The 24,250-nt window shown below is 71.6% G+C and carries 22 protein-coding genes; 13 read left to right on the plus strand and 9 right to left on the minus strand.

The features are described from left to right. Positions 1–295, plus strand: a 295-nt coding sequence (locus tag F8274_RS00005; RefSeq protein WP_225853480.1) for a hypothetical protein, incomplete at its 5' end; no start/stop codon positions are given. Between the two features lie 193 nt (positions 296–488). Here F8274_RS00005 and F8274_RS00010 read toward each other — a convergent pair. The 6 genes from F8274_RS00010 to F8274_RS00030 form a co-directional block, all read right to left on the minus strand. Next, complete coding sequence (locus tag F8274_RS00010) at positions 489–956, minus strand: TetR family transcriptional regulator C-terminal domain-containing protein (protein WP_225853498.1); 468 nt, start codon at positions 954–956, stop codon at positions 489–491. Further along, positions 845–1,708: a hypothetical protein gene (locus tag F8274_RS31560; protein ID WP_225853501.1), complete on the minus strand. Its 864-nt coding sequence runs from the start codon at positions 1,706–1,708 to the stop codon at positions 845–847. The genes F8274_RS00010 and F8274_RS31560 overlap by 112 nt, the downstream gene beginning before the upstream one ends. Continuing rightward, positions 1,705–2,283, minus strand: coding sequence for an RNA polymerase sigma factor ShbA (shbA, locus tag F8274_RS00015; protein WP_151460179.1), 579 nt, complete (start codon positions 2,281–2,283; stop codon positions 1,705–1,707). Before shbA ends, F8274_RS31560 begins: the two co-directional genes overlap by 4 nt. Before the next feature lie 455 nt (positions 2,284–2,738). Then, positions 2,739–3,950 (minus strand): M23 family metallopeptidase, encoded by a 1,212-nt coding sequence (locus F8274_RS31570; protein ID WP_225853481.1) that lies wholly within the window; start codon positions 3,948–3,950, stop codon positions 2,739–2,741. A 57-nt stretch (positions 3,951–4,007) separates the two neighbouring features. Then, a complete protein-coding gene (locus F8274_RS00025; RefSeq protein WP_192579622.1) occupies positions 4,008–4,673 on the minus strand; it encodes a hypothetical protein in 666 nt (221 codons plus the stop codon). Positions 4,674–4,885: 212 nt separating this feature from the next. Continuing rightward, complete coding sequence (locus F8274_RS00030; RefSeq protein ID WP_151460181.1) at positions 4,886–5,257, minus strand: helix-turn-helix transcriptional regulator; 372 nt, start codon at positions 5,255–5,257, stop codon at positions 4,886–4,888. A gap of 309 nt (positions 5,258–5,566) precedes the next feature. Between F8274_RS00030 and F8274_RS00035 the strand changes: the two genes are divergently transcribed. Continuing rightward, positions 5,567–7,303, plus strand: coding sequence for a hypothetical protein (locus F8274_RS00035; RefSeq protein WP_151460182.1), 1,737 nt, complete (start codon positions 5,567–5,569; stop codon positions 7,301–7,303). Between the two features lie 68 nt (positions 7,304–7,371). Here the strand turns inward: F8274_RS00035 and F8274_RS00040 are convergent, their stop codons facing one another. Next, positions 7,372–7,815, minus strand: a complete 444-nt coding sequence (locus tag F8274_RS00040) for a hypothetical protein (protein ID WP_151460183.1) — start codon at positions 7,813–7,815, stop codon at positions 7,372–7,374. Between the two features lie 112 nt (positions 7,816–7,927). Here F8274_RS00040 and F8274_RS00045 point away from each other — a divergent pair, with 112 nt between their 5' ends. Then, positions 7,928–8,215 carry a DUF2277 domain-containing protein gene (locus F8274_RS00045; protein WP_151460184.1) on the plus strand — a complete coding sequence of 96 codons (288 nt, stop codon included), beginning with the start codon at positions 7,928–7,930 and terminating at the stop codon, positions 8,213–8,215. Positions 8,216–8,389: 174 nt separating this feature from the next. On the opposite strand, the gene F8274_RS00050 is transcribed toward F8274_RS00045, so the two are convergent. After that, positions 8,390–9,424: a hypothetical protein gene (locus tag F8274_RS00050; protein ID WP_192579623.1), complete on the minus strand. Its 1,035-nt coding sequence runs from the start codon at positions 9,422–9,424 to the stop codon at positions 8,390–8,392. Between the two features lie 485 nt (positions 9,425–9,909). On the opposite strand from F8274_RS00050, the gene F8274_RS00055 reads away from it, so the two are divergent. The 7 genes from F8274_RS00055 (at position 9,910) to F8274_RS00085 (ending at position 16,796) form a co-directional block, all read left to right on the plus strand. Then, complete coding sequence (locus F8274_RS00055; RefSeq protein WP_151460186.1) at positions 9,910–10,323, plus strand: DUF6069 family protein; 414 nt, start codon at positions 9,910–9,912, stop codon at positions 10,321–10,323. A 41-nt stretch (positions 10,324–10,364) separates the two neighbouring features. Further along, positions 10,365–10,718, plus strand: coding sequence for a YciI family protein (locus tag F8274_RS00060; RefSeq protein ID WP_151460187.1), 354 nt, complete (start codon positions 10,365–10,367; stop codon positions 10,716–10,718). A gap of 20 nt (positions 10,719–10,738) precedes the next feature. After that, the gene (locus F8274_RS00065) at positions 10,739–11,938 is read left to right on the plus strand and encodes an RNA polymerase sigma factor (protein WP_151460188.1); all 1,200 of its coding nucleotides are present in this window, start codon (positions 10,739–10,741) and stop codon (positions 11,936–11,938) included. Next, the gene (locus F8274_RS00070; protein WP_151460189.1) at positions 11,935–12,513 is read left to right on the plus strand and encodes a dihydrofolate reductase family protein; all 579 of its coding nucleotides are present in this window, start codon (positions 11,935–11,937) and stop codon (positions 12,511–12,513) included. The genes F8274_RS00065 and F8274_RS00070 overlap by 4 nt, the downstream gene beginning before the upstream one ends. A gap of 105 nt (positions 12,514–12,618) precedes the next feature. Then, the gene (locus F8274_RS00075) at positions 12,619–13,305 is read left to right on the plus strand and encodes a low temperature requirement protein A (protein ID WP_192579624.1); all 687 of its coding nucleotides are present in this window, start codon (positions 12,619–12,621) and stop codon (positions 13,303–13,305) included. 321 nt (positions 13,306–13,626) lie between these two features. After that, a complete protein-coding gene (locus F8274_RS00080) occupies positions 13,627–15,165 on the plus strand; it encodes an FGGY-family carbohydrate kinase (protein ID WP_151460191.1) in 1,539 nt (512 codons plus the stop codon). Next, entirely contained in the window at positions 15,162–16,796 is a 1,635-nt protein-coding gene (locus tag F8274_RS00085) for a fucose isomerase (protein WP_151460192.1), read from the plus strand. The genes F8274_RS00080 and F8274_RS00085 overlap by 4 nt, the downstream gene beginning before the upstream one ends. Before the next feature lie 68 nt (positions 16,797–16,864). Here the strand turns inward: F8274_RS00085 and F8274_RS00090 are convergent, their stop codons facing one another. Beyond that, complete coding sequence (locus F8274_RS00090) at positions 16,865–17,863, minus strand: LacI family DNA-binding transcriptional regulator (RefSeq protein WP_151460193.1); 999 nt, start codon at positions 17,861–17,863, stop codon at positions 16,865–16,867. A gap of 428 nt (positions 17,864–18,291) precedes the next feature. Between F8274_RS00090 and F8274_RS00095 the strand changes: the two genes are divergently transcribed. From F8274_RS00095 to F8274_RS00105, 3 genes are all read left to right on the plus strand, one after another. Next, on the plus strand, positions 18,292–21,543 hold the full coding sequence (locus tag F8274_RS00095) for a glycoside hydrolase family 172 protein (protein ID WP_151460194.1): 3,252 nt from the start codon (positions 18,292–18,294) through the stop codon (positions 21,541–21,543). An 86-nt stretch (positions 21,544–21,629) separates the two neighbouring features. After that, complete coding sequence (locus F8274_RS00100) at positions 21,630–23,168, plus strand: sugar ABC transporter ATP-binding protein (protein WP_151460195.1); 1,539 nt, start codon at positions 21,630–21,632, stop codon at positions 23,166–23,168. Continuing rightward, a complete protein-coding gene (locus tag F8274_RS00105) occupies positions 23,165–24,229 on the plus strand; it encodes an ABC transporter permease (protein ID WP_151460196.1) in 1,065 nt (354 codons plus the stop codon). The genes F8274_RS00100 and F8274_RS00105 overlap by 4 nt, the downstream gene beginning before the upstream one ends. The last annotated feature ends 21 nt before the right edge of the window (positions 24,230–24,250 follow it).

The following is a 24,250-nucleotide window of genomic DNA, read 5'->3' on the forward strand; positions in this document are numbered from 1 at the left end:
CGTCAGCCCCTCCTCCGACGGCGACGCGTCCTCAGCAGCCGCTGACCGGACCGCGCCGCGCACCCGCGGAGGCGATCCCGACATGCCCACCGACCTGGTACGCGGCCACCGTGCCCTGCGTGGCACGGTCGAGCACCGCGACGGCTGGACGCTGCTGCGGACCGGCGACACCACCTGGGCCCTGCTCGGCGGCAACGCCGCCGACCTGCCCGCCGGGCAGTCCGCCACGGTCACCGGCGTCCAGACCGCGGTCCCCGCCGGTTGTCCCGCCTCGCGAGCCCTCACCCTCCGCTGAACCAGCGCGGTCAGGCCGTCCATCCGGTACGACTGGAGTGACGGCCCTAAAGCAGTTCGACTAGCGCCGCAGTGGCCCGTCGGTGGGCGCGGTCCTCGACATCAGGCAAGTATGCCGGTACGCCCTGCGATGTCTTGACCTGAGCTAACAGCCAGCGTTCCGACAAGGCCCCTGCCCTTCTATACGACTCCCATCACTCTATGTGCTGGTCGTCAGACGTCACGAACGTTCGCAGATGGTCAACCGCCGCAGAGAGCGCGTCCTGCAGGGGGCCGATGTCCCGGGCGACCTGAGAGAGGAGCATGCCGCCTTGGTACGCCGCGAGGAACATGTCGGCGAGCCGCGCGGGGTCGGCGGACGCGTCGATGCGGCCGAGTTGTCGCATGCGATCGAGCCCGACGCGGAAGATCTCGCGCCACTGCGCGAACACCTCCGCGAGCCGGTCGTGTACGTCGAGATCGGTCTTGACGATCTCGCTCGCGAGCGAGCCGAGGCTGCAGCCGTCCTCGAACGGGCGCCCCGAGAGGGCGTAGAAGTCCGCCGCGGATCTCAGGACTCCACCAGATCTCCGGTGGGAAGCGGCAGCAGTACAGATGGGGTCGGCGTCGGCGGCAGGGGAAGTTCCGGTGTCGGCGGCAAGGGTCTGGAGCGGGAGTTGGATGAGGGGGTGGGTGCGGCCGGACGCGGCGCCGAGGTGGTCGTTCCCGGCGCCTGGCCGCGGGTTGCTTGGGGGCTGGCGGTCGAGGTGACTGGCGACGGCGTCGGGATGGACGCGCACTGGGGCAAGGTGGGGCAACTGGCCTGAGCGGTCAGGTGGTCCAGGACGGCGTCGATGTCGGCGCGCAGACGGGCGGCCTCGGCCACGTCGGTGATCCGGGTCAGATCCTGTTGGGCCTGACCGATTAACTGCCGGGCTTCCTCGAACCGTCGCGCCTCAACGGCGGCGCGGGCGCGGGCAATGGTGCGCTCGGCATCGCGTACGTCCGCTCGCTCGGGGTGCAGGACCTTGGTCAGCGGCCAGAGGGGACTGTTCGGCCCGGCGTTGCGACTGCCGACCCCCAGCGCAGTCACCAGCACGAGGGCTGCGGCCACAGCGGCGGCCAGCCGCAGGGCTCGCCGCATGAACGGTCGCGACGGGGCCGAGGCGGGGAAGTGCCCGGAGGCGGTATCGGCCCCAACACGGTCGACCGGATAGTGGACGTCCGTCCGGCTGTGTAGGCCATGGGTGCCCGTCATGTCGGCGTTCTCCTCGTCGGCGGTGAGGTCGGCGCGCCAGGCGGCCAGCATCGCGGTCAGGCCGTCGACGTCGGCCTCCCATCCGCCGCCGCCTCCGAGCACGTCGAGGAGCAGGTCGTCGTGGGCGACGGTGGTGAGGTCCGGGTCCTCGCCACCGTCGGGCCAGCGCTCACTCATGCCGCCACCTCGCCGAGTCCGTCGCGGGCAAGGGCACGGAGTCGGGCGAGGGCTCGGGACTGGGCCACCCGTACGGCCGGTGCCGACATGCCGAGGATGGTGCCGACCTCCTCAGCGGTGAGACCGACCGCCACCCGCAGCGTGATGATCTCCCGTTGCACGTTCGGGAGGCGGTGCAGCAGCACAAATAGTCGACGGGCCAGATCCGTCGCGACAGCCTGTTCCTCCGGCCCCGGCGCGGCGTCCGGTCGCTCCAGTGAGGTGTCGGTGATGGCGGCGGTGGAGCCGCGCACCGCCGCTCGTTGGGCGTCGGCGACCTTGTGCGCGGCGACAGCGAAGACGAACGCCGAGAACGGCTTTCCCTGCTCCCGGTAGCGGGGAAGGGCCTTCAGCACCGCCAGGCACACCTCCTGCGCGACGTCGTCGGCCGTGGTGTGCGCCCCGCCGATGCGGCCCAGCCGGGCCCGGCAGTAGCGGACGAGCCGTGGCCGCAGGTCGGCGAGCAGGGCCGCCGCCGCGGCCCGGTCGCCCGCGGCGGCCCGGCGCACGAGCTCTGGCTCGATCGCTCTGGTCATGGGATGTGAGCCACCTTTGTTACCGGCCGGTTAACCGCACGCTATCGAGACGTCAGCCAGTTTGCCTAGCCCACCTTGCGTCACCGGACGAGACCCAAAAGGGCTGTTGCATGAGGGCGTGCCGCCGCGACGTCAGGTAGCAATCAGGTGAGAGGAGGGGTCGGTGGCGCCGAATTCGCCGTGCAGGGGCCGACTAAGTCCTTCGGTGGCCAAGCGGTTTGGTCGGACGACAGCATTGCCCCGCCGGCTGGTGAGGTCTCGGTGCTGGTGGGTCCGTCCGGCGCCGGCAAGTCGGTGTTCCTGAAGACGCGGTGGCCTTCGCGCTCGTCGGAACGGCCGAGCGCGTCAGGACTGCACACTGGCTCGGCCGGCGCCGCGCCAGACCCTCGACGGTTCCTTCGGTGGCCCTGGCCCCGGCCGACGACGTCTCGTCCCGCTCCAGAGGATGGTTGGGGTTAGATCCAAGGTAGAGGATCGACTGGACGGCCGCCGAGACGTACCTCGAAGTGCAGGTGGGGACCCGTGGAGGCACCGGTCGATCCGACCAGCCCGATGACCTGGCCAGCGCGGATGCGCTGACCGGGCGACACCATCAATTTGGACTGATGGCCGTAGCACGTGGACAGCCGCTGCCCGTCAGCCCTGCCGTGATCGATGCAGGTGTAGTTGCCATAGCCGCCGTACCAGCCGGCGCGCGACACGCGGCCGTCCGCCGCCGCGAGGATCGGGGTACCAATCGGGGCGGCGAGGTCCACTCCCGGGTGCAACTGCCACACGTGGTAGTACGGGTCAAAACGGGTGCCGTACTTGCTGGTGAGCCGGCCCGACAATGGACGCCCGAGCAGGCCCCCACCGACCGTGGCGACGGTGCGGGCCGGTGCCGCCACGGCGGGCACCGCGCGGACGCGACGGCTGATCTCCTGCCGCAGCCGCGCCTCCTCCGTCCGGCGGCGGACGAGTTCGGCCTGGCCGGAGGTGATCGCGCCGGACAGGGCGACAGCGCGACCGGTGGGGGTGTCCACCACATCCGCGGAGTCCGCCACGGCGAAGGGCGACGCGTCCGCATCCCCGCCGGCGGTCAGAGACGTCAGCAGTTGCAGCACCGGGTCCGGCCCGCGCTGCACCCTGGCGAGGTCATCGCGGGTCCGAGCAAGAATGTTCTCCAGGTACTGGATCCGGTGCTGGACGTCGCTCAGCGCGGCGACCTGACGGGCCTGTGGGGTGACGGCGGCGTCCACCGGCGGCTGCGGATACAGGTCGGCGCCCGGGTCGCCAGCGGTGAGCGCAGGGGCCGATCCGGGGCTCACCATCGGCCCGTCGTTGCTGGCCGGGGCCGAGACGCCCACCCGCGGTAGCTTGCCGGCGGTGGGCGGAGTAGTCGCGGGTGGCGCAGGCGGTCGGGTCGACGCAGTGGCCGACGGGACGGGCGGCGGCTTCACCGTCGGCGGCTTGATCGGCGGCAGCGTCACCTTCGGCGGCTTCACCGGTGGCAGCGACACGGTCAGCGACGGGTTCGGCAAGGTCGGCAGAGTCGGCAGGGGCCCCTGCGCCGATGAGGTTTGTGCCCCGGCGGTCGCAGCCCCGGCGTCCAGGCAGAAGGATGCCACCATCAGCGTCGCCCCGGCGACGGTCGCCAGCGTGGCCTGCCTCCACCACCGTTCACCCATGACGTACTCCCGCCGTCGACCCCGATCCCGTCCCTCTGCTACATCGAATCCCGGTGCCTAGTCGTTACAGCCGGCCGGGGGCGGCAGGCCGTGACGCCGCCGCAGCCGTCGACGCGTCAGCAGGGTGCCCGCCGCGACCGCGCCGACCACCACCGCCGCAACGGCCGGCACCCGCAGCGACCGTCCGGGCGGCCGGACCTCACTTGCCACGGCCGGCGACTCCAACGCTGGATCTGTGGCCGTGGCAGTGGCCGTGGCCGCCGAGCCCGGGAGCAGATAGGCGTTGCTGGCGATTCGGGGATCCGTCGCGGTGGACTCCACCGAAGTGACACTGACCCGGTTGCGGACCAGCGTGCCCGGCGGCACACCCGTGCCGATCCGCCCGGTGATCGTGATCCGCGGCACCGCTGCGGCGGCACCCAGCAGCAGGTCGCCGAGGTCGCAAACGACGATACGAGGGGATGCCGCACACCGACCCGGTTCGGCTCGGGCGATGACACCGTCGAGATCAGCCGTGGTGGTGAAGGTGACTCGCGTGGCCGTGAGGGTGCCCCTACCGGCGATCGTGACGGTGTGGGTCACGCCCTGCGCGGGCAGCGCGCCGAACGGTGTCGACGTCAGCACCGGCGTGGCGTCCACGGCAGGGGTCGGTGGCGGCGTCGGCGCAGCCGCGGCCACGGCGCCCATGATGCCCGCCACCGACGCGGCGACAGACTCCCACATTCCCACACTGTAAGCCGACCGGCTCACGATCGCCCCCGGCCAGGTGCACCTTCGGGCTCGACCCACCCGGAAATCGTGCCAACGCATGGTCGGCCGAGTCGTCCCAGGGTCCCGGTCTTGAAGGTCAGCCAAGGCTGAGCGGATGCGTCGCCGACCAGTCCCAGGGCGACACCGCGCTCCAATAGCCGCACGGCCTGCTGGTCGTCTGCGTTCTAGCGGGCCTTCTTCGTCGCCCGCTTGCGGGGCGGCGTCAGCAGCTCGGCGACCGCTGCAATCGCGGACGGCATTAGGCGGTAGTACGCCCAGACACCGCGCTGCTCGCGCTCGAGCAGACCGGCCTCGGTGAGGATCCGAAGGTGATGACTCACGGTCGGTTGGGAGAGCCCCAGCGGCGCGGTGAGGTCACTGACGGACGCCTCACCCTCGGGAGCGGACTGGATGAGACTGAGTAGTCGCAGCCGGGCGGGGTCGGCGAATGCCTTCAGCACTCCCGCGAGCCGCTCAGCATCGGCACGCTTGATGGGCTCGCCAGCAAGCGGCGAGATGGCAGGCGTAGCAGTCTTCGCAGTTCCCACGTCTTCCATCGTTTCACGAACACCATCGATCGGCCGGTGGAACCGGGACCGATGGTCACCGCGAGGCCTGGGTGCGAGGTATGCCACGGGGCGGGTCAGCACCAGTGACTGGAGGTGGCGTGACTCGGGAGGGGGCCACGACGGCCCCCGGGTGTGGTGTCTGAGATCTCCTATTCGGCCGGCGACCCGGTAGCATGCGGCGGACGACGGGCGGCAGCCGAAGCATGGCTCCGGTGCGACTCGGCGGGCGGCACCGCCGGGTCGGGCGGCCGCGGCGCCGTCAGGCCGGGGCCGGAGTGAGAGAGGAACCTGCTCGGCGTGTTCGAGGAACCGGACCGGACCCGGATGACCGGCGGAGATTCAACTGGTGGGATGCACGGCGCCGCCGGCGGGGCGCAAGGCGTCGACCCGCCGGCGGCGTGGGACGCGGAGCTGGCCAAGGCGGTGCGACAGGTCGCGGTGCTGCGTACCGGGTTCTACGTGGTCGTGCTGCTGGTCGCGCTCGGCGGCCAGGTGTCCGGGGCGATGGAGCGGCTCGGCATGCCGTGGTACGTGGCCCTTCCCGCCGTTGGGGCGTTGGAGTTGGGCGGTGTCGTGGTGCTGGCGAACGCCGACGTACGCCGTCGACTCGGTGAAAGTGCGGTCCTGTCCCGCGTGCTGTCGGCCGGCATCGCCGCCGGGGCGGTCGTTTTCAACTGGCTGGCTCACGCCAACCACCTCGAAGGCGGCTTCTACGCGGGCATGTCCCTGCTCGGGTATCTGGTGTGGCTGATGAACACCGAGAACCAGCGGCGGGACCGGCTGCGCGCCAGGCAGCAGCTACCACCCACCACGCCCGCGTACGAACCGGTCGGGCACTGGTTGCGGCATCCGTGGCTGACTCGCCGGGCCCGTTCGTTGGCCAAGGCCGACCCCGGCCTCGGGCTGTACGACTCGCTCGACGCGGCGCACGCGCAGATTCGGGCCGAGCGGCGGCAGGCGGCGCTCAGCAAGGTCTTGCACCGCAAGATCCGTCGAGCACTGGACGCCACCACCGCCGACATCGCTCTGGCGGTGTATGACCTCGACGAGATCGCCCGGCGGCTGGGCAAGCGGGCGGACTACGACGGGCTCACCGCCCTCATCGCGGCCGATCTGGCACCTGAGCGCGTGCTGGCCGGGAACCTGCCGGCGGGCCGCCGCCGGTGGTGGCGTCGGGCCGGTCAGCCCGACCCCGTCGCACTCGCCTCGGCGGCGCGGCTGCTCGCCGACACCCCGGCGGGCCTCGTCCACGCCTCCGCGCAGCAGACCGTGGCCCCTGCGCCGGACGCAGCCCCCGCGCAGGCCACGGTCCCTATCTCTCCGGCAGCGGGCGCGGGCTCGGGCGGCTCAGCGGGGCCAGGGTCGGCCGGGGACGACGTTCAGCACGTGAGTGCCACCGAGCAGACGGCAGACAGTGCCGAGCGGCCGGGATCGGAGCGGTCTGAGGCGGTGACGCCCGATCGTACCGACCTGCAGATGGAGCGGTCCGATCGCGACGGGCTCACGTCGACCGCCGATCAACCCGATCCGTCTCGCGCCTCTGACTGGGCGGCGCTGCACGCGGAACTCGCCCCGCTCCTGCCGGCAACCGCGCCGCGCCGGACGCCGCGCAACGCGGTGGGCCGGTCGGCCACCAGCCGCGGGGACGCATCGTCTACCACGGACGCGCCGGGCTTCGTCGCGGAGCAGGCTAGCCCCGCGGCGTCGGAAACGACCCGCAGCCCGGCGCCGATGGCGCGAACCGCCACGGGCCGGGCGCGCACGACCCGAGTCACCGACCCGGCGGGCGAGCCCGGGCCGGTCGCGCCAGTCACGCGAGAGCTACCTCTGGTGGGCGGGCGGGACCTGCCGGACCTGGTAGACACCGCGGCGAGCCGCACCACCTCGCCCGCCGACACCGTGGAACGGCCCCCCGGGCAACGATCAGCATCCCGACGGCAACAGCACCGGCGGGACGAAACGGACCCACGACCGGGCTCGGACACCGCACGGCGTCGGGCTAACAACGAGTCGGCCCAGACCGGCCGTCGCTGACCGAAAGATCACCCACAGCGGGTCGACGAATACCTGGCCGAGGTGGAACTGCGCCTCGCCCGTCGGCTTCAGGTGCCCGAACCGACCGCAAACTTGCTGACCAGATGTACTGCCACGGGCGCCTGTTGCTCGGCAACTGAGTGGGAGCAGCCGGGGTAACCACGGCTTGCTTTCCAGCAATCGAACGTATCGGGAAACCTGCTCGATGCCCCTGGGCGGACCTGAATCTCGGTGCCGTCCAGGCGGATGGTGAGTCCTTCGGCGGCGGCGTGGGCGAGGACGTCGGCCAGAGTGTGCAGTCGTTGCCCCAGCGGGGTGGCGAAGCCTCGGCCGGCCGGCAGTGGCCGGACCTGGCGTATCGCGTTGGAGACGGTGGAGCGGTCCACGCTATACGGCAGGGCCAGGCGGAGCCAGGCCAGGGTGAGCAGCAGCCGGTCGCGGCGGGTCAGGGTTTCGGGGTGTCCGGCGCCGGGCCAGCGGTGGCGGTCCCGGCCGCCGCGTCGGCGGTGCACCCGTAGAACAACAGCTCACACTGCTGGAACAACGTCCGACGGAAACTGCCCGACTGCGGGCTTCGTTGGTAACCTATCTGCCGGTGTCGGCTCGGCCTGGCATCGTATAGGCATGTGCAGGAACATTCGCGTGCTCCACAACTTTGAACCGCCTGCGACCGACGATGAGATCGAGGCCGCCGCCACCCAATATGTGCGCAAGGTCAGCGGCACGACACGGCCGTCCGCGGCCAACGAGGAGGCGTTCGGCGAGGCCATCCGCGCTGTCACGGTGGCCACCCGGAACCTATTGGACAGCCTCGTGACAAAGGCGCCTCCCCGTGACCGCGAGGTGGAGGCCGCGAAGGCCAAGGCGCGCGCGGCCGAACGGTACGGGCTGCCAGCGCCCGCCTCGGGCTGACGGCTCCCGATCTCACTGGCCGCGCTCTGGCCAAGGCTTCCTGCTCGGTGACTTCTTCGGCTTTCCCGAAGAGGTCACGAAGCAGTTGGCCCTGTGAGTCTCAGAGTCTTGCCGATCGTCATCGGCGGTGGGGCAATGGTTCGTGTCACCCCTCGGACACCAGTGGTTATCCCCTCAGTGATCAGCGTCAGGCTCCGCCTTGGCGCCGATTTTTCTTGCGGAGACTGGGGTGAGGTCGGGCCTCCTGGACCGCGAAAGCGCGTGTCCGTGGCCCGCTCCCGAGCGGGGCCGGGTGGTGCTGGCGTAGCCGGCGGTGGTGATGCCCAGTGCCACTCCCCAGCAGAGGAACACCAGCAGGGTGGCGGTCACCGCCCACCCCTCGCGCAAATCCGACCAGTGCGTGTGGCCGGCGAGCACCTGCCGCACGAGCACCGCGCTGCTCAGGACGCCGTAGGTGACCAGCGTGAGCGCCACGACCCCGGCGGGGATCACCGCCAGGAGCCGGGGGACCGGTCGTCCCCGCAGTCCCGGCACCCAGCGCGGGAACTGCTGCCCCCAGCGCTGTGTCAACCCGAGGACGAGCAGGCCGGCGAGCGGCGGAACGAGGGTGATCGCCGCGCCGGTCCAGGTCGAGAGGTCCCGGTGGGTGTCCTCCAGTTGCCGCTGGGGAATGCCGAACGGAACGCCGAGCACCCACAGCCCGTGCGGCACGGCCCAACCGACCACCGGCAGGGCGACCGCCACGTACGCCCAGCGGCGGGTCCACCGCGGCACCGGCCGGTATCCGGCCTCCCGCGTTCCGCGCCGGGGAGCGCTGGCGTTGGCGAGCCCGATGAACAGGAGGCCGCCGGTCCCCAGCGCGAGCCGTGCGCCGAGGTCGCGCCAGTCCGAGGGGCGTCCCGCCAACGCCGCGGGGATCTCAAAGAGCAGATGCAGCGGGAACGCGAGGACCAGGAGCAGTGCCGCCGCCGCCCAACTGCCGGCGGCCGGGTAGCGGCCGGGGAGCCGGCCCGCGCACACGACCAGCACCGCGAGGGCGGCACCGACTCCCACCGCTCCCCACCCCGCCCAGAACGGCAGTGTCTCGACCCGGTTCGCGCCGCAGCCGCCCGTCGGGTCGACCAGGTTGGTGCGGTCGCAGGCGGTGTACGCCCACCGGCCTCCCGCGAGCCAGTACGCCCGCAGAATCACCTCGGCGACGACGAACACCCCACAGGCCACCGCCCACCGGCGGACGCGAGGAGCGGCAGCTGACGGGGCGGAACGCGCTGAGCGACCGGACCTGCCAACCCCCTGCGGAGCGTCCCGACGACGTGCCGGACCGGTGGTCGAGTGATCCGGGACCCGCATGCGCTTCGGGCCGTTGCCGTGCCCCCTGGAACCGACAGGACGAGGCTCGATGGTCATGGAGCAATGCTCTGTGGCGACGGGCGGGCTGTCCTCCCGGCAGCGGGGGACGCGCTCCCTCCACCGGGGGAGGGCAGACCGTGAACGGCCCCGGTGGTGTGGGGTTGGAGGGGAGCGCTCCGCGCGGCTCATCGATGCCGGGAGGGCCGGCGGCCTATCGTCGGACGCAGCCGAGGCGAATGTCGTCGAAAAGATTTTGGTTCGCTTGTCGATTGGGGCTGTTCCTCTTCGTCGTCCTGGTGAGAGCCCGGTAACCGAGCCGGTCCGTACACCCACTGGAGGGCACGATGACCACCACTGCGAACACGACCCACGCCACCACGTCGACCTTCGGCGCGATTGTCCGGACCGGCGTCGTCGCCACGGTTGCCGCGAGCGCCGCCACCATGGCCGTCGCCGCCGCGGGCCACGCGGCGGGGGTCAGCCTCGATCTGGGCGGCGCCCCGATCCCGGTGGCGGGGTTCGGCGTGCTGACCGCTGTTTTCTCGCTGGTCGGCGTGGTCATCGCCGCGCTGCTGTCCCGTTTCGCCCGGCGTCCGCGGCGGACGTTCGTCCGCACGACGGTGGTGCTGACGGTCCTGTCGCTGGTGCCGGACGTGATCGCCGACGCCGGGGTGGCGACCAAGGCACTGCTGATGCTCACCCACCTGGTCGCGGCCGTGATCGTGATCCCCGCTGTCGCGCGCCGGCTGGCCGCCTGACCTGTCACCGTCCGACCGTCGAGCTACCGGAGGATCGCGTCATGAGGCAGTACCTGCTTTCCGTGCACTTCGTCGAGGGTGCGCCGGCACCGTCTGACGAGGAGATGCAGACCATGTTCAGGGAGACCGGCCGGATCAACGACGAGATGCAGGCCACGGGCGCCTGGGTTTTCGGCGGCGGGCTCCGGTCGCCGGACAGCGCCACCGTCGTCCGGGTCGAGAACGGCGTCGCCACCATGAGCGACGGGCCGTTCGCCGAGACGAAGGAGCACATCGCCGGGTTCTGGGTCATCAGGTGCGCGGACCTGGACCAGGCGCTGGCCTGGGCCGAGAAGTGCGCGGCTGCCTGCGGCCCGGTTGAGGTGCGCCCCTTCGACGACCTGTCCCAAGCCTGAGCAGGAGCCGGTCACCCGACATGGACCTGGCGAGCATCTACCGCGCGGAGTACGGCCGTTGCGTCGCCACGCTGGCCCGCCTCCTCGGTGACATCAACCTGGCCGAGGAGGCGGTCCAGGACGCCTTCACCACGGCGCTGCAGAAGTGGCAGACCCCGCCGGCGAACCCGGGCGCCTGGATCGTGACCACCGCACGCAACCGGGCCCTCGACCGGCTCCGCCGGGAGTCGACCCGCGAGGCCCGGCACGCCCAGGCCCTGCTGCTGCACCAACCGGACGAGCCCCAGGAGGTGGGACCGGTGAAAGACGACCAGCTGCGACTCATCTTCACCTGCTGCCACCCGGCCCTCGCTCCGGACGCGCGTACCGCCCTCACGCTCCGCCTGCTCGGCGGCCTCGAAGTACCGGAGATCGCCCGGGCGTACCTGATCCAGAAGGCGACCGTCGCCCAACGGATCGTGCGCGCCAAGAAGAAGATCCGCGACGCCGGCATCCCTTACCGGGTTCCCGCCGAACACGAGCTGCCGGACCGGCTGCCGCCCGTGCTCACCGTGCTCTACCTGATGTTCAACGAGGGCTACTCCTCCACCGCCGGACCGCTGATCAGAACGGACCTGTGCACCGAGGCGATCCGGCTCGCCCGCGAGCTCGCCGCGTTGATGCCCGACGAGCCCGAGGTCCTCGGCCTGCTCGCCCTGCTGCTGCTGACCGAGGCGCGCCGCCCGGCCCGGCTCGACCCGACCGGCGAACTGGTCCTCCTGACCGATCAGGACCGGTCATTGTGGAACCGGACACTCATCGCCGAGGGCCACGACCTGGTCCGCCGTTGCCTGCGACGTAGCCGGCCGGGTCCGTACCAGATCCAGGCCGCGATCAGCGCGGTGCACACCGACGGCGCCGCCACCGACTGGCGGCAGGTCCTGGCACTCTACGACCAGCTCCTCGCGCTCGCGCCGACCCCGGTCGTCGCGCTCAACCGTGCGGTCGCCGTCGCCGAGGTGCACGGACCGGCGGTGGCCCTCGCCGCGTTGGAGGACGTCGACCTCCCGGGCTACCACCGGCTGCCCGCCACCCGCGCCGAACTGCTGGCCCGGCTCGGGCGTGACGCGGAGGCCCGAGCCGCCTACGACCAGGCCATGGCGCTGGCCACCAACGAGACCGAGCGTTCCCACCTGCAGGCCCGTCGTACGGAACTCACCCGCCCAAGGGGAGCATCATGACCGCTACCTACACCTTCGACGTCTTTTCCAGCCTCGACGGCTTTGGCACGAACAGTGGCAGCTGGGGCGGCTACTGGGACAAGCAGGGCCCCGAGTTGCTCGGGCACCGCCTCGCCGTGTACGGCAAGGAGCAGCGCATGGTCTTCGGGGCCCGCACGTACCGGGTGTTCGCGCGGATGCTGGCCGCGAGCACCGAGGAGTCCGAGGTCCGGGACGCCTGGGTCACGCGGATGCGGAGCCTCCCGGCGACGGTGGTGTCGAGCACCCTGCACGGTCCCCTCGACTGGCCGGACGCGACAGTCGTGGGCGGCGACGCCGTCGACGTCGTCGCCCGGCTCAAGCGGGAGTCCGAGGTGCCCCTGCGTTCGCACGGCAGCCTGTCGTTGAACCGGTCGCTGATGGCCGCCGGTCTGGTCGACCGCGTCCAGGTGACGCTCTTCCCGGTGATCAGCGGTCGGACCGGGACGGAACCCGTTTTCCAGGGGGCGGCCGACTTCGACCTGGAGCTGCTGGAGAGCCGGACACTCGACGGTCGCACCCAGGAGCTCATCTACCGGCCCGCCCTGCACGGGTAGCTCTCACCTCGCACCGCGGGCTCGGCCCGGATTGTGCGGCAACGCCCCACCCGCTGCTCCGGACGTGGTACGAATTTGGCAGGATTGTCCGGAGAAGCGGGGGCGGTGGCGCGGGCACGGTCGGGGTGGATCCTGCGCGATCAGGAGACTCCCCGCCGGATCTCCTACCTGGAGCTTCTCTTCGACCTGGGCCTCATCGTCGCACTCCTGCGGCTGACCGACCGGCTGACCGGCAACCTCGGCTGGAATCACGCGCTGGAAACGGTGGTCCTGCTCGCCGCGATCTGGTGGGTGTGGACGGTCACCGCGTACACCACCGACTGGTACGACCCCAAGCTGCCGATAGTCCAGTTGATCGTCCTCGGCGTGCTGCTCGGCGGACTGCTGATGTCACTCGCCGTCAGCAGCGCGTTCGAGGGGGCCAACGGGATCGCCTTCGCCGGGGCGTACGTGGGCCTGCACCTCTGGCGCGGGCTCATCCTCATCACCGCCCTGCGCGGTCACGCCCTGCAGAGGCGGCCGATGCGGGTGTTGATCTGGTTCTGCCTGACCGGCGTGCTCTGGCTGGTCGGTGCGTTCCTGCCGAGCCCGATCCGGCTGGTGGTCGCCGCCGGTGGTGACCTGGTCGCCAGGGACCCCGTCGGCGAGATTGACGGCACCGAGCTGGCCATCGTGGCCGCCGGTCCGGTGGTGTTCCTCGCCGGGCGGGCGGTGTACGCGCTGGTGGTGTTCCGGGCGTTCCTGTGGCGCTGCCCATCGGCGTGGCCGTCCTGGCGCTGGCGGCGCCGATGATGCAAGGGCTGGCACCGCTCACGGTCGCCGCCGTCATGACCGTCGGAATGACGGCGATCGCGTTCATCCCGCACCTGCGGCGTCCGGTGTACCGCACCCGCTGGCACATCCGTACCCGCTGGTGATCCGACCGCCATCGCGGACGGTCGGAGCCGAACTGAGTTAACGATTTCCCGTCTGTCCGAACTCCCTCCGGCCGTGGCGACACCCGCACTCATCAGGAGATACGGCAGCAGGCCAGCGCGCCTGCTCCGATCGGGTAGGGAAAGACGTCGACGGATCGGTCTTGATTCGGAAATCGATTGCTGAAACAGTGACGCCATGAAGGTTGCGGCTGCCCTGGGCGTCGACATCGGCACATCGAGCAGCAAGGGTGTCCTCGTCGACGCCGACGGCCGGGTCCTCCGCTCGGCGACCCGGTCGCACGAGGTGAGCCGCCCCCGACCGGGCTGGGTGGAGATGGACGCGGACGTCTGGTGGCAGGAGTTCGTCGCGCTCAGCCGTGAGCTCCTCGCACCCGGCGATGCCGAGGTCGTCGCCGTCGGAGTGAGCGGCATGGGGCCGTGTGTGCTGCTCACGGACGCCGCGAACGCCCCGCTGCGCCCGGCCATCCTCTACGGCGTCGACACCCGCTCGACCCGGCAGATCGCGCGCCTCACGGAGCGGTTCGGTGCGGAGGAGATCCTCCGCCGGTGCGGCTCGGCGCTGTCCAGCCAGGCGGCGGGCGCCAAGGTGGCCTGGGTGGCCGACAACGAACCGGAACTCTTCGCCCGGGCCCGCCGGCTCTTCATGCCCCATTCGTGGCTCGCGTGGAAGCTCACCGACCACTACGTGCTCGACCAGCACTCCGCGAGCCAGTGCACACCGCTCTACGACACCGAGGGCCGGGACTGGTACGCGCCGTGGGCGACGGAGCTCGCACCCGACCTGATCCTGCCGCCCCTGCGCTGGCCCGACGAGGTGGCCGGGACGGTGACGTCGCGCGCGGCGGCGGAGGCCGGCCTGCCGGCGGGTGTCCCGGTCGTCACCGGCACCATCGACGCCTGGTCGGAGGCGATCAGCGTGGGCGCCCACGGTGTGGGCGACCTGATGCTGATGTACGGCACCACGATGTTCCTCGTCCACACGGTGACCGGCCGCCTCACGAACCCGTCGCTGTGGGGCACGGTTGGCGCCCTGCCCGGGACGCGGAACCTCGCCGGTGGGCTGGCCACCTCGGGCGCGATCACGGCGTGGCTGCGCGAGCTGTTCGGCGCGCCGGACTTTCCCGAGCTGCTCCGGCTGGCCGAGACCTCCGGTCCGGGCGCGAGGGGGCTGCTCATGCTGCCGTACTTCGCGGGCGAGCGCACGCCCATCCTGGATCCGCGGGCCCGTGGCGTCGTCGCCGGCCTCACCGTCTCGCACACCCGCGGTGACCTGTACCGGGCCGCGCTCGAGGCCACCGCTCTGGGCGTACGCCACAACATCGAGACGATCGAGGCGAGCGGTGGTGACATCCAGCGGGTCGTGGCGGTCGGTGGCGGGACCCAGGGCGGGCTGTGGACGCAGATCGTCTCGGACGTCACCGGGCGTGCCCAGGTCATCCCGTCGCAGACCATCGGCGCGAGCTACGGGGCGGCGTTCCTCGCCGCGCGGACCGGGTGGCCCGTCTCGATCGAGGCGTGGAACCCCGCCAAGGAGATCCGGCAGCCCCGGGCGGAGCTGGCCGCCGACTACGACGAGCTCTACGAGCTGTACCGCGAGCTGTACACGAGTTCCAAGCGGGTCGCGCACGCGCTCGCTGCACGTCAGGACCGTCTTCTGGCCGCCGGCCCGCCGCCGGCCAGCGGCACCCCACGCACCGAAGGAGTCGCCCCATGACCAGTTATCCGCTGCCCGTGCTGGCCGATCCGCCCGCGGCGGCGCCCGGCACCGTCTACACGGTGGCCAGTGGCGATCTCCGGCCCAGCGCGAACGTCACGTGCTGGCCCACCCAGCAGCAGTTGGAGGCCGACCTCGCGGCCGCGGTCAACGCGCTCGGCTGGAAGGTCGAGCGCGGCCACGCGTTCGACGCGGACAAGGGCCACGGTTTCATCGACAGCCAGCGGGCCGGGATCGAGGTCTTCAAGCGCATCCCGGTCGACGCGCCGCTCATCGTGGTCGAGGCGGTCTGGCAGTACAGCCACCACGTCCTGGCCGGGCTGCGCAGCCACCGGGGACCGATCCTGATCGTCGCCAACTGGAGCGGCGAGTTCCCGGGCCTGGTCGGCCTGCTCAACCTCACCGCGAGCCTCACGAAAGCGGATGTGCGGCACTCCGCACTGTGGAGCCGGGACTTCACCGACGACTGGGCGGTCGACGGGCTGCGCACCTGGCTGGACACCGGCGAGCTGCGCCACGACACCAGTCACGTCCGCGATCTGCCCGCCCTGCCGGACGACGCGGAGGTCCAGCTCGGTCGCGCCCTGGCCGCGCAACTGGCCCGCGAGAAGGCCATCATCGGCGTCTTCGACGAGGGCTGCATGGGTATGTACAACGCGATCTTCGACGACGAGCTGATCAACCCGCTGGGCATCTACAAGGAGCGGCTGTCGCAGAGCGCGCTGGTCGCCGAGATGGCGCGGGTCACCGACGAGGAGGCCCACGCCGTCCGCCGCTGGCTGGACGAGGCCGGGCTGACCTTCCACACCGGCACCGACGAGGCGACCGAGCTCACCGACGCGCAGCTGACCAGTCAGTTCAAGATGTACATCGCCGCCCTGCGCATCGCCGACGACTTCGGCCTGGACGCGGTCGGCATCCAGTACCAGCAGGGGCTGAAGGACACCGTGCCGGCCAGCGACCTGGCCGAGGGGCTGCTGAACAACGTCCAGCGGCCACCGGTACGCAGCCGTGACGGCAGCCGGGAACTCTACGCGGGCGCGCCGCTGCCGCACTTCAACGAGGTCGACGAGGGCGTGGCCGTCGACTCGTTGGTCACCAACCGCATCTGGACCGCCATGGGCTTCGACCCGGCCACCACTCTGCACGACATCCGGTGGGGGGAGACGTACGGCGGCGACTTCGTCTGGGTGTTCGAGATCTCCGGCTCGGTGCCGGCGTCCCACCACGGCGGGTACGACAAGTCGTACAGCATGCGGCAGCCGCCCATGTTCTTCCCGCTCGGCGGCGGCACGCTGAGCGGGGTCTCCAAGCCGGGCGAGATCGTCTGGTCCCGGGTGTTCATCATGAACGGCGGGCTGCACGTCGACCTCGGTCGCGCGACCGTCGTCGAGCTGCCGGCGGAGGAGACCCGGCGCCGGCTGGAGGCCACGAACCCGCAGTGGCCGATCATGCATGCCGTGCTGCACGGGGTCGGCCGCGATCAACTGATGGCCCGCCACAAGGCCAACCACGTGAACGTCGCCTACGCGCCGGACGCGGAGGCCGCCGACCGGGCGCTGCGGGTGAAGGCTGCGCTGTTCGCCGAACTCGGCGTCCAGGTGCACCTCTGCGGCGACGTCAACCTCTGAGTACGCGCTCGGCGACCCGGCCGGACAGGAAGCCGGCCGGGTCGCCGGGCCCTCGTGCCGGCGAGCGGTCAGCTCGGGCGGGTGGAGCTCTCGCGCACCTGGAGCCCGGTGCTGAGCGTGACGGTCGACGGCAGCCGCGACGGGTTGGCGATCCGCTCGGTGAGCAGCCCGGCGGCGGCACGCCCGAGGTCGTACGTCGGCTGGGAGACGGTGCTCAGCGACGGCCGGACCAGGTGTGCCCACGGAATGTCGTCGAATCCGACGACCCCGACCTCGTCGGGCACCCGAATGCCGCGGTCGACGAGGCATTCGACGGCACCCACCGTCATCAGGTTGTTCGTGGCGAAGACGCTGTCGGGCGGGTTGTCGCTGTCGAGCAGCGAGGCCATGGCCCGGTAGCCGCCCTCCTCGCGGAAGTCCGCGTACCGCACGAGGGCGTCGGTGGCCTCCCGCCCGCGTTCCCGCAGCGCGCGCTGGTAGCCCCGGAGCCGCTGGGCGGCCGTGGAGATGCGGCGGGGGCCGGTGATGCAGGCAACCCGCTGGTAGCCGTTGTCGAGCAGGTGCGTGGTCGCCAGCCCGGCCCCGTGCACGTTGTCGACGAGCACCGTGTCGATGGTGACGCCGCGCAGTTGACGGTCGATCGCCACGACCGGGATGCGGGCCTCCAGGAGCTGGTTGATCACCGTCGAGCGGCCCGACGTGGAGATGATGACGCCGGCCATCCGTTCGGCGAGGACCGCTGCGATGTACCGGGACTCCTTCTCCGGGTCCTCGTCGGTGTTGCACAGGACCACGGAGTAGCCGGCGCTCTGCGCGACGTCCTCGACCCCCCGCACCATCGAGGTGAAGAAGGGGTTGCCGATGTCGGAGATGATGACCGCCCAGAGGCTGGTCTGGCTCAGGCGCAGGTTGCGGGCGACCGCGTTGGGACGGTAGTCGAGGTCCTGCATCGCCTGGTGCACGCGTGCGGCCATGACTGGATCGACGGTGGTGCGGCCGTTCAGCACCCGCGAGACCGTCGCGGGCGAGACCTGAGCCTGCCGTGCCACGTCGTAGATCGTCGCCATTCGCCTCCATCCGGTGGATTCCTATCGACCGATCACGACCTCGGTGTCCACGGTAACGAGCAGGCGCCCGTCCCGGCACGGCCAGTCTCGCACCGACAGCGTGCCCCTCGGCCGGCCAGTGGTGGTGCCCGTGCCCGCGCCGAGGAATCCGGTGCGGACGGCGGGTCGGGGCACGGCTGCCCCCTCCCCGCGCGCCGCGCGAGCGCGGGTGCGCTCTCGGGACGAGAAATCGTTTGCTCAGTTCTGTTCCAGGACCATAGGAGCGACGGGTGGGGCTGTCAACGTCGTAGGGCCGCCGACCTCGTCGTGAACATTCAAGGATTGACCGCCGTGCGACGGCTGCCTAACCTGATCGCAGCTGCAGCGAGAAATCGATTCCTTGTCGCACCTCACGATCCGCCCCACCCACCGATGTGGAAAGGCGATTCATGACACCCACCACCCGCGTACGACGTACCCTGCCCCGGCGGCTGCTCGGTGCCGCCGCCGCGGCGGCGCTCGTCGCCGGCTCGGCCGTCGTCGGTCTCACCGCACCGGCCTCGGCCGCCACCCGATCGGCCTCGAACGGCCCCGTCGGCTGGGACGTCTACCGCCGGCTCGACCGGCTCCCGGAACTCACCGACGGATCCCGGGCCTACCAGTTCTCCAGCTTCGACCGCAGCGGCGGCAACGACGACGGCTTCTCCGGCCGGTACTCATGCCTGCGCACCAGCGCCGAGGGCTGCGTCATCGCCGAGGCGACCGGCGCCGGCGAGATCGACTCCATCTGGTTCACCCGCGACGAGGGCAACGTCTCCGCCACGGGCACCATCACGGTCGTCCTCGACGGAAAGACCGTGCTCGACGCCAAGCTCCAGGACGTCGTGGACGGCAAGCTCGGTGCTCCGTTCGTCTACCCGGTGGTCGCCAACGCGGCGCAGAGCTCCGGGGGCGTCTACATCAAGGCGCCCATGACGTACCGCAGTTCGATGCGGGTCACCACCGAGAAGAACCCGATCTTCCACCACGTCTCCTACCGGAAGTTCACCACCCCGGACGGCGTCCGCACGTTCGACCCCACCGACCGGGCCGAGGACGTCATCGCGCAGCTCAAGGCCGCCGGCACCCGCGACCCCAAGCCCGCCCAGCCGGGCGCCGCGACGGCCGAGCGCACCTTCGCCGTCCCCGCGGGCGGTCGGGCGACCCTCGCCAGTGGCGTGGGCCCCGGCGCGATCACCGCACTCCAGCTGAAGATGCCGCAGCTCGTCGGCGCGCCCCAGCCGGTCGCCGACGACGGCCGCGCCTTCGGCGCCGGTGGCGGCAGCGAGTTCACCGTCGCCGTCGACCCGGCCAACACCGGCGTACGGCTCACCCGCCGGCTCGACCCGCACATCGGGCACCAGCGGGCGCGGATCCTGGTCGACGGCGCACCGGTCGCCGAGTGGCTGGCCAACGACCCGGTGCCGTTCGGCACCTGGCTGGAGCAGGCCGTCGAGCTGCCGGCGAGCGCCACGGCCGGCAAGACGAAGCTGACCATCCGCAACGAGTTCGTCTCGTCCGACCTCGACGTCAACGAGTTCACGTACTGGGTCGACAGCCTCGTCTCCGGCACCCCGAAGCGCACCGACACGGTCGACCTGGGCCCGGCGCACACCGACGTCGAGGCAGCGCACGGCTACCGGATCACCGCGCAGACCTGGCAGGGCAGCAACACCCTGTCCTACCCGGCCGACGACGAGCGCAAGGCCGCCGTCGCCGCGTCCGACGCGGTGCTGCGTGACACCCGGCTGCGCATCTCGTTCGACGGGAAGACCACGGTGGACGCCCCGCTCGGCGAGTTCTTCGGCACCGGCCTCGGACTGCACTCCGTCCGGTCCCTGATGTTCGGCGTCGACCCGGCGACCGCGACGCTGTCGGCCTGGTGGCCGATGCCCTACCGGTCGCGCTGGTCGATCGAGCTGCGCAACGGGTCCGACGTCGCGATCAAGCCCTCGGTGGCCACGGTGACCACGGCCCGGTCCGCCCAGTGGGCGGCGGCCCTGCGGCCGACCGGCGACACCGGCTACTTCCGGGCGACCGCGACCAGCGCCGACACCACACCCGGAGCGGACCACCTCTTCCTCGACGTCGCCGGGCGGGGGAAGTTCGTGGGAGTTACCCACACCATGGAGGGGCACATCCCCGCCGGCAACCAGCGCAACTACCTGGAGGGTGACGAGCGCGTCTACGTCGACGGTGCGCAGAGCCCGAGCATCCACGGCACCGGCACCGAGGACTTCTACGAGAGCGGCTGGTACTTCAACCACGGCACCTTCTCCGCGCCGATGAACGGCAACCCGGCCCACGAGGTCGCCGACTACGGCTGCCAGTACGACTGCACCGGGGCATACCGGCTCACGCTCGCGGAGTCGGTGGCGTTCTCGACCGGACTGCGGTTCGGCATCGAGCACGGCCCGGGCGACCAGGACCCGGCCCGGTACGGCTCCACCGCCTACTGGTACGGCCAGGACACCCTCGGGCAGCGCTGGACGGACACGGTCGACGTGGGCGACGCCGCCAGCGAGGCGGCCCACCGGTACGCCTCCGGCGGTGACCGGACGGTGCTCACGGCGACCTTCGAGGGCGACGACGGCGCGCCCCGACCGGTGACCGACGACGTCCGCGCCTCCACCGACCCGATCCGGTTCCGGGTGGCCCTCGACAAGGACAACGCGGGCGCCGTCCTGCGCCGGGTCGGCGACCAGTCGGCCGGGTACCAGTCGGTGGCGGTCCAGGTCGACGGGCGCGACGCCGGCACCTGGACGCAGCCACTGGCCAACGCGTCGCACCGGTGGCTGGAGGACGAGTACCGGCTACCGGCCGCGCTCACGCGGGGCAGGGACGCGGTGACCGTCACCCTGACGCCGGCCGCCGGCGCTCCGGCCTGGTCGGCGGCCCGGTACGCGGTGCTCAGCCTGGCCACCCCGTTCACCGACCACAAGCGGCCGGGCGCGGTCAGCGGGCTCACCGCCACCAGCGGCACGACCAACGCCGTGACGGTGGCCTGGCAGCCGGCCCGGGACGACGTCTACGGCCCGCGGTACGAGGTGTTCGCCTCCCGCCAGGCGGGCTTCACGCCGGGACCGGCCAACCGGGTCGGCACCACGACCCGCCCGAGCTTCGAGCACACGGGTCTGGGCCTGCGCGAGACCTGGTACTACCGGGTGCGCGCGGTGGATGCGGCCGGCAACGCGGGGCCGTACTCGCCGACCGCCTCGGCCAGCACCGGCGACACACTGCGGATCGAGGGCGAATCGCTCCTGCCCGCGGTCAGGGCCGACGCGCCGGCGGATCCGCAGGGCGACTGCTGCGGCATCCACTGGTCGCAGGGCGCACAGCTGTGGTTCCACGCCAACGGGCCGGACCAGAGCGTCACCGTCAACGTCACCGTGCCCACCACCGGGACCTACGACCTGCGCCTCGTGCAGACGCTGGCCCGGGACTACGGCACCAACACGGTGGCGATCGACGGCACCCGGATCGGGCCGGCCTTCGACGCGTACCACTCGCCGGAGGTGGTCGTGAGCGACCCGCTCGACTACGGCCGGCGAGAGCTGACGGCGGGCCGGCACACGCTCACCCTCACCGTGACCGGCAAGGCGGCCGCGTCGGTCGGTTACCTGGCCGGGCTCGACTACGTCGAGGCGCGGCTCGTCCCCTGACCGACCGGAGCCGCCGGGTCCGCACCGGGCCCGGCGGCTCCCGCCCCGACCCGCAGCAGACCCGCAGACGACCCACGAGGTGCCGCATGACAGAACGCCCGCTGGTCCGGATGACCGGCATCGGCAAGCGGTTCGGCGGTGTGCACGCCTGCCGCGACATCGACCTCACCGTTCGGGCGGGCGAGGTGCACGCGCTGCTCGGTGAGAACGGGGCCGGCAAGTCCACACTGATCAACATCCTCTCCGGCGTGATCACCGAGTACGACGGCGCCATCGAGGTCGAGGGGCGGCCCGTGAGCTTCGCCGGCCCGGCCGGTGCTCAACGCGCCGGCATCGCCACGATCCACCAGGAGCTTGACCTGGTGGCCGGGCTGTCCATCGCCGAGAACATGTTCCTCGGCCGCGAGCCGCGCACCCGGGTGGGCACCGTCGACATCCGCCGGATGCGCCGGCAGGCCACGGACCACCTGCGTACGCTCGGCGCCGACCTCGACCCACGGCGGCTCGTCGGGTCGTTGCGCGTCGGCGAGCAGCAACTGGTCGAGATCGGCCGGGCGCTGTCGCTGAACGCGCGGGTGCTGATCATGGACGAGCCGACCGCCGCACTGGCGGACGCCGAGGTCGAGCGCCTCTTCGCGACGATCGCGGAGCTGCGCCGGGCCGGCGTGGGCATCGTCTACATCTCGCACCGGATGGCGGAGATCGAGGTCGTCGCGGACCGGGTCACCGTGCTGCGCAACGGCAGCGTCGCGGGCAGCGTCGACCCGAAGGCCGCCTCCCGCGACGACATCATCCAGCTGATGGTCGGCCGGTCGGTCGACGCGCTGTTCGGCGAGGGGCGCAACGAGCCCGGGGACGTGCTGCTCGACGTCCGTGAACTCGCCGTGACGCCACGCCGGCCGACACCCGGGCGCACCGAGCCGGCCGGTGTCGACCTCTCGGTGCGCGCCGGCGAGATCGTCGGACTCGCCGGACTGATGGGCGCGGGCCGCACCGAACTGCTCGAAACCCTCTTCGGTGCCGGGGGCTCCGGCCGCCGCGCCGGCCGGGTGACGATCGACGGCCACCCGTACCGCCCGCACGGCCCACGGACCGCGCTGGCGCGCGGGGTGGCGTTCGTCCCCGAGGACCGGCGCGGCGCCGGACTGATGCTCGAGCACTCGGTGACCGACAACGTCGTGCTCTCCGCGCTGTCGTCGCTGACGACGCTCGGCCTGGTACGCCGGCAGGCGGTGAAGCGGACCGTCGCCGGACAGCTCCGGGCCCTGGCGGTGAAGGCGGCCTCGCCCACGGTCGCCACCGCCACGCTCTCCGGCGGCAACCAGCAGAAGGTCGTGTTCGCCAAGCAACTGCTGACGCGACCGCGGCTGCTGCTGCTCGACGAGCCGACCAGAGGCGTCGACATCGGGGCCAAGGCGGAGATCTACCGGCTGCTGCACCAACTCGCCGACACCGGCATGGCGATCCTGCTCGCCTCGTCCGAACTGCCGGAGCTGCTCAGCCTCTGTGACCGGGTGGTCGTCCTGCACCGCGGTCGGACCGTGGCCGCGCTTCCCCGCGCGTCCGCCACCCCACAAGCGATCCTCGCCGCGGCCAACGGGGACGATGCCAAGGAGGCCCGATGAACCCGCCCAGCCCCACCGCCGTCGCCGAAGCGCCGCCCGAGACACCGCCCCGTCGCCGGCCGATCCGGCTGCCGCGGGACCGGCACGCGATCGTCGACAGCTTCTTCCGGTTCCAGAGCCTGTTCGGCCTGGTCGCCGTCTTCGTCATCGCGATCGCCGTGTCGCCCGTCCGCAACGGCGAGAACGTCTTCCTCAGCTCCGGGAACCTGGCCAACATCGTCCGGGCGGTCTCGGAGATCGGCATCATCGCGGTCGGGATGACGTTCGTGATCCTGATCGGCGGGATCGACCTCTCCGTCGGGGCGGTGCTCGGGCTCGCCGCGGTCGGGTCGGCCACCCTGATGGTCGACAGCGGCATGGGCGTACTCCCGACCGTCCTGATCGTGCTGTTCATCGGCGCCGCGTTCGGCGCCACCCAGGGTGCGATCGTCGCCCGGCTCGGCATCCAGTCGTTCATCGTCACGCTCGCCGGCCTTCAGGCGGCCCGCGGTATCGCCCGGATGTGGTCCGGCGGCCTGGGCATCCCCATCGCCTACGGCGACGGGCCGCAGGAGGCGCCGGAGTCGTTCTCGGTGCTGAGCGGATCGATCAACGGCATCCTCCCCGTGCCGGCGCTGCTGTTTCTCGCCATCGGCGTCGGCGCGCTGCTGGTGCTGCGCAGCACGGCCTTCGCCCGGCACGTGTACGCGATCGGCGGCAACGAGAAGGCCGCCCGGCTGTCCGGCGTGCCGGTGCGCCGCGTCCGCGTCACCGTGTTCGCGATCGCCGGCCTGCTCGCCGCGCTGGCCGGGATCATCCACGCCGGGCAGCTCAACCAGGGCAGCCCGAACGACGGCGCCGGCTACGAACTGGACGCGATCGCGGCCGTGGTCATCGGCGGGACGAGCCTTGCCGGTGGCAGTGGATCGATGGGCGGCACCATCGCCGGCGCACTGCTGCTCGGGATCCTCAACAACATCCTCGCTCTCAACAACATCGACGCGAACGTGCAGCTGGTCGTCAAGGGCCTGGTCATCGTGGCTGCCGCCGCGTTGCAGAAGCTACGTCCTCGCATCGCCTGACCCACCACCCCATGGAGGAAA

Source organism: Micromonospora sp. AMSO31t (assembly GCF_008868175.1).
Taxonomy (GTDB): Bacteria; Actinomycetota; Actinomycetes; order Mycobacteriales; family Micromonosporaceae; genus Micromonospora.

What these genes read in the sequence shown, in the direction of transcription:
- F8274_RS00060 (WP_151460187.1), top strand. Translation starts at nt 10,365, where the DNA reads ATGAGGCAGTACCTGCTTTCCGTGCACTTCGTCGAGGGTGCGCCGGCA.
- F8274_RS00055 (WP_151460186.1), top strand. Translation starts at nt 9,910, where the DNA reads ATGACCACCACTGCGAACACGACCCACGCCACCACGTCGACCTTCGGC.
- F8274_RS00070 (WP_151460189.1), top strand. Translation starts at nt 11,935, where the DNA reads ATGACCGCTACCTACACCTTCGACGTCTTTTCCAGCCTCGACGGCTTT.
- F8274_RS00080 (WP_151460191.1), top strand. Translation starts at nt 13,627, where the DNA reads ATGAAGGTTGCGGCTGCCCTGGGCGTCGACATCGGCACATCGAGCAGC.
- F8274_RS31570 (WP_225853481.1), bottom strand. Translation starts at nt 3,950, where the DNA reads ATGGGTGAACGGTGGTGGAGGCAGGCCACGCTGGCGACCGTCGCCGGG.
- F8274_RS00095 (WP_151460194.1), top strand. Translation starts at nt 18,292, where the DNA reads ATGACACCCACCACCCGCGTACGACGTACCCTGCCCCGGCGGCTGCTC.
- F8274_RS00065 (WP_151460188.1), top strand. Translation starts at nt 10,739, where the DNA reads ATGGACCTGGCGAGCATCTACCGCGCGGAGTACGGCCGTTGCGTCGCC.
- F8274_RS00025 (WP_192579622.1), bottom strand. Translation starts at nt 4,673, where the DNA reads ATGTGGGAGTCTGTCGCCGCGTCGGTGGCGGGCATCATGGGCGCCGTG.
- F8274_RS31560 (WP_225853501.1), bottom strand. Translation starts at nt 1,708, where the DNA reads ATGAGTGAGCGCTGGCCCGACGGTGGCGAGGACCCGGACCTCACCACC.
- F8274_RS00030 (WP_151460181.1), bottom strand. Translation starts at nt 5,257, where the DNA reads ATGGAAGACGTGGGAACTGCGAAGACTGCTACGCCTGCCATCTCGCCG.
- F8274_RS00105 (WP_151460196.1), top strand. Translation starts at nt 23,165, where the DNA reads ATGAACCCGCCCAGCCCCACCGCCGTCGCCGAAGCGCCGCCCGAGACA.
- F8274_RS00045 (WP_151460184.1), top strand. Translation starts at nt 7,928, where the DNA reads ATGTGCAGGAACATTCGCGTGCTCCACAACTTTGAACCGCCTGCGACC.
- F8274_RS00100 (WP_151460195.1), top strand. Translation starts at nt 21,630, where the DNA reads ATGACAGAACGCCCGCTGGTCCGGATGACCGGCATCGGCAAGCGGTTC.
- shbA (WP_151460179.1), bottom strand. Translation starts at nt 2,283, where the DNA reads ATGACCAGAGCGATCGAGCCAGAGCTCGTGCGCCGGGCCGCCGCGGGC.
- F8274_RS00090 (WP_151460193.1), bottom strand. Translation starts at nt 17,863, where the DNA reads ATGGCGACGATCTACGACGTGGCACGGCAGGCTCAGGTCTCGCCCGCG.
- F8274_RS00085 (WP_151460192.1), top strand. Translation starts at nt 15,162, where the DNA reads ATGACCAGTTATCCGCTGCCCGTGCTGGCCGATCCGCCCGCGGCGGCG.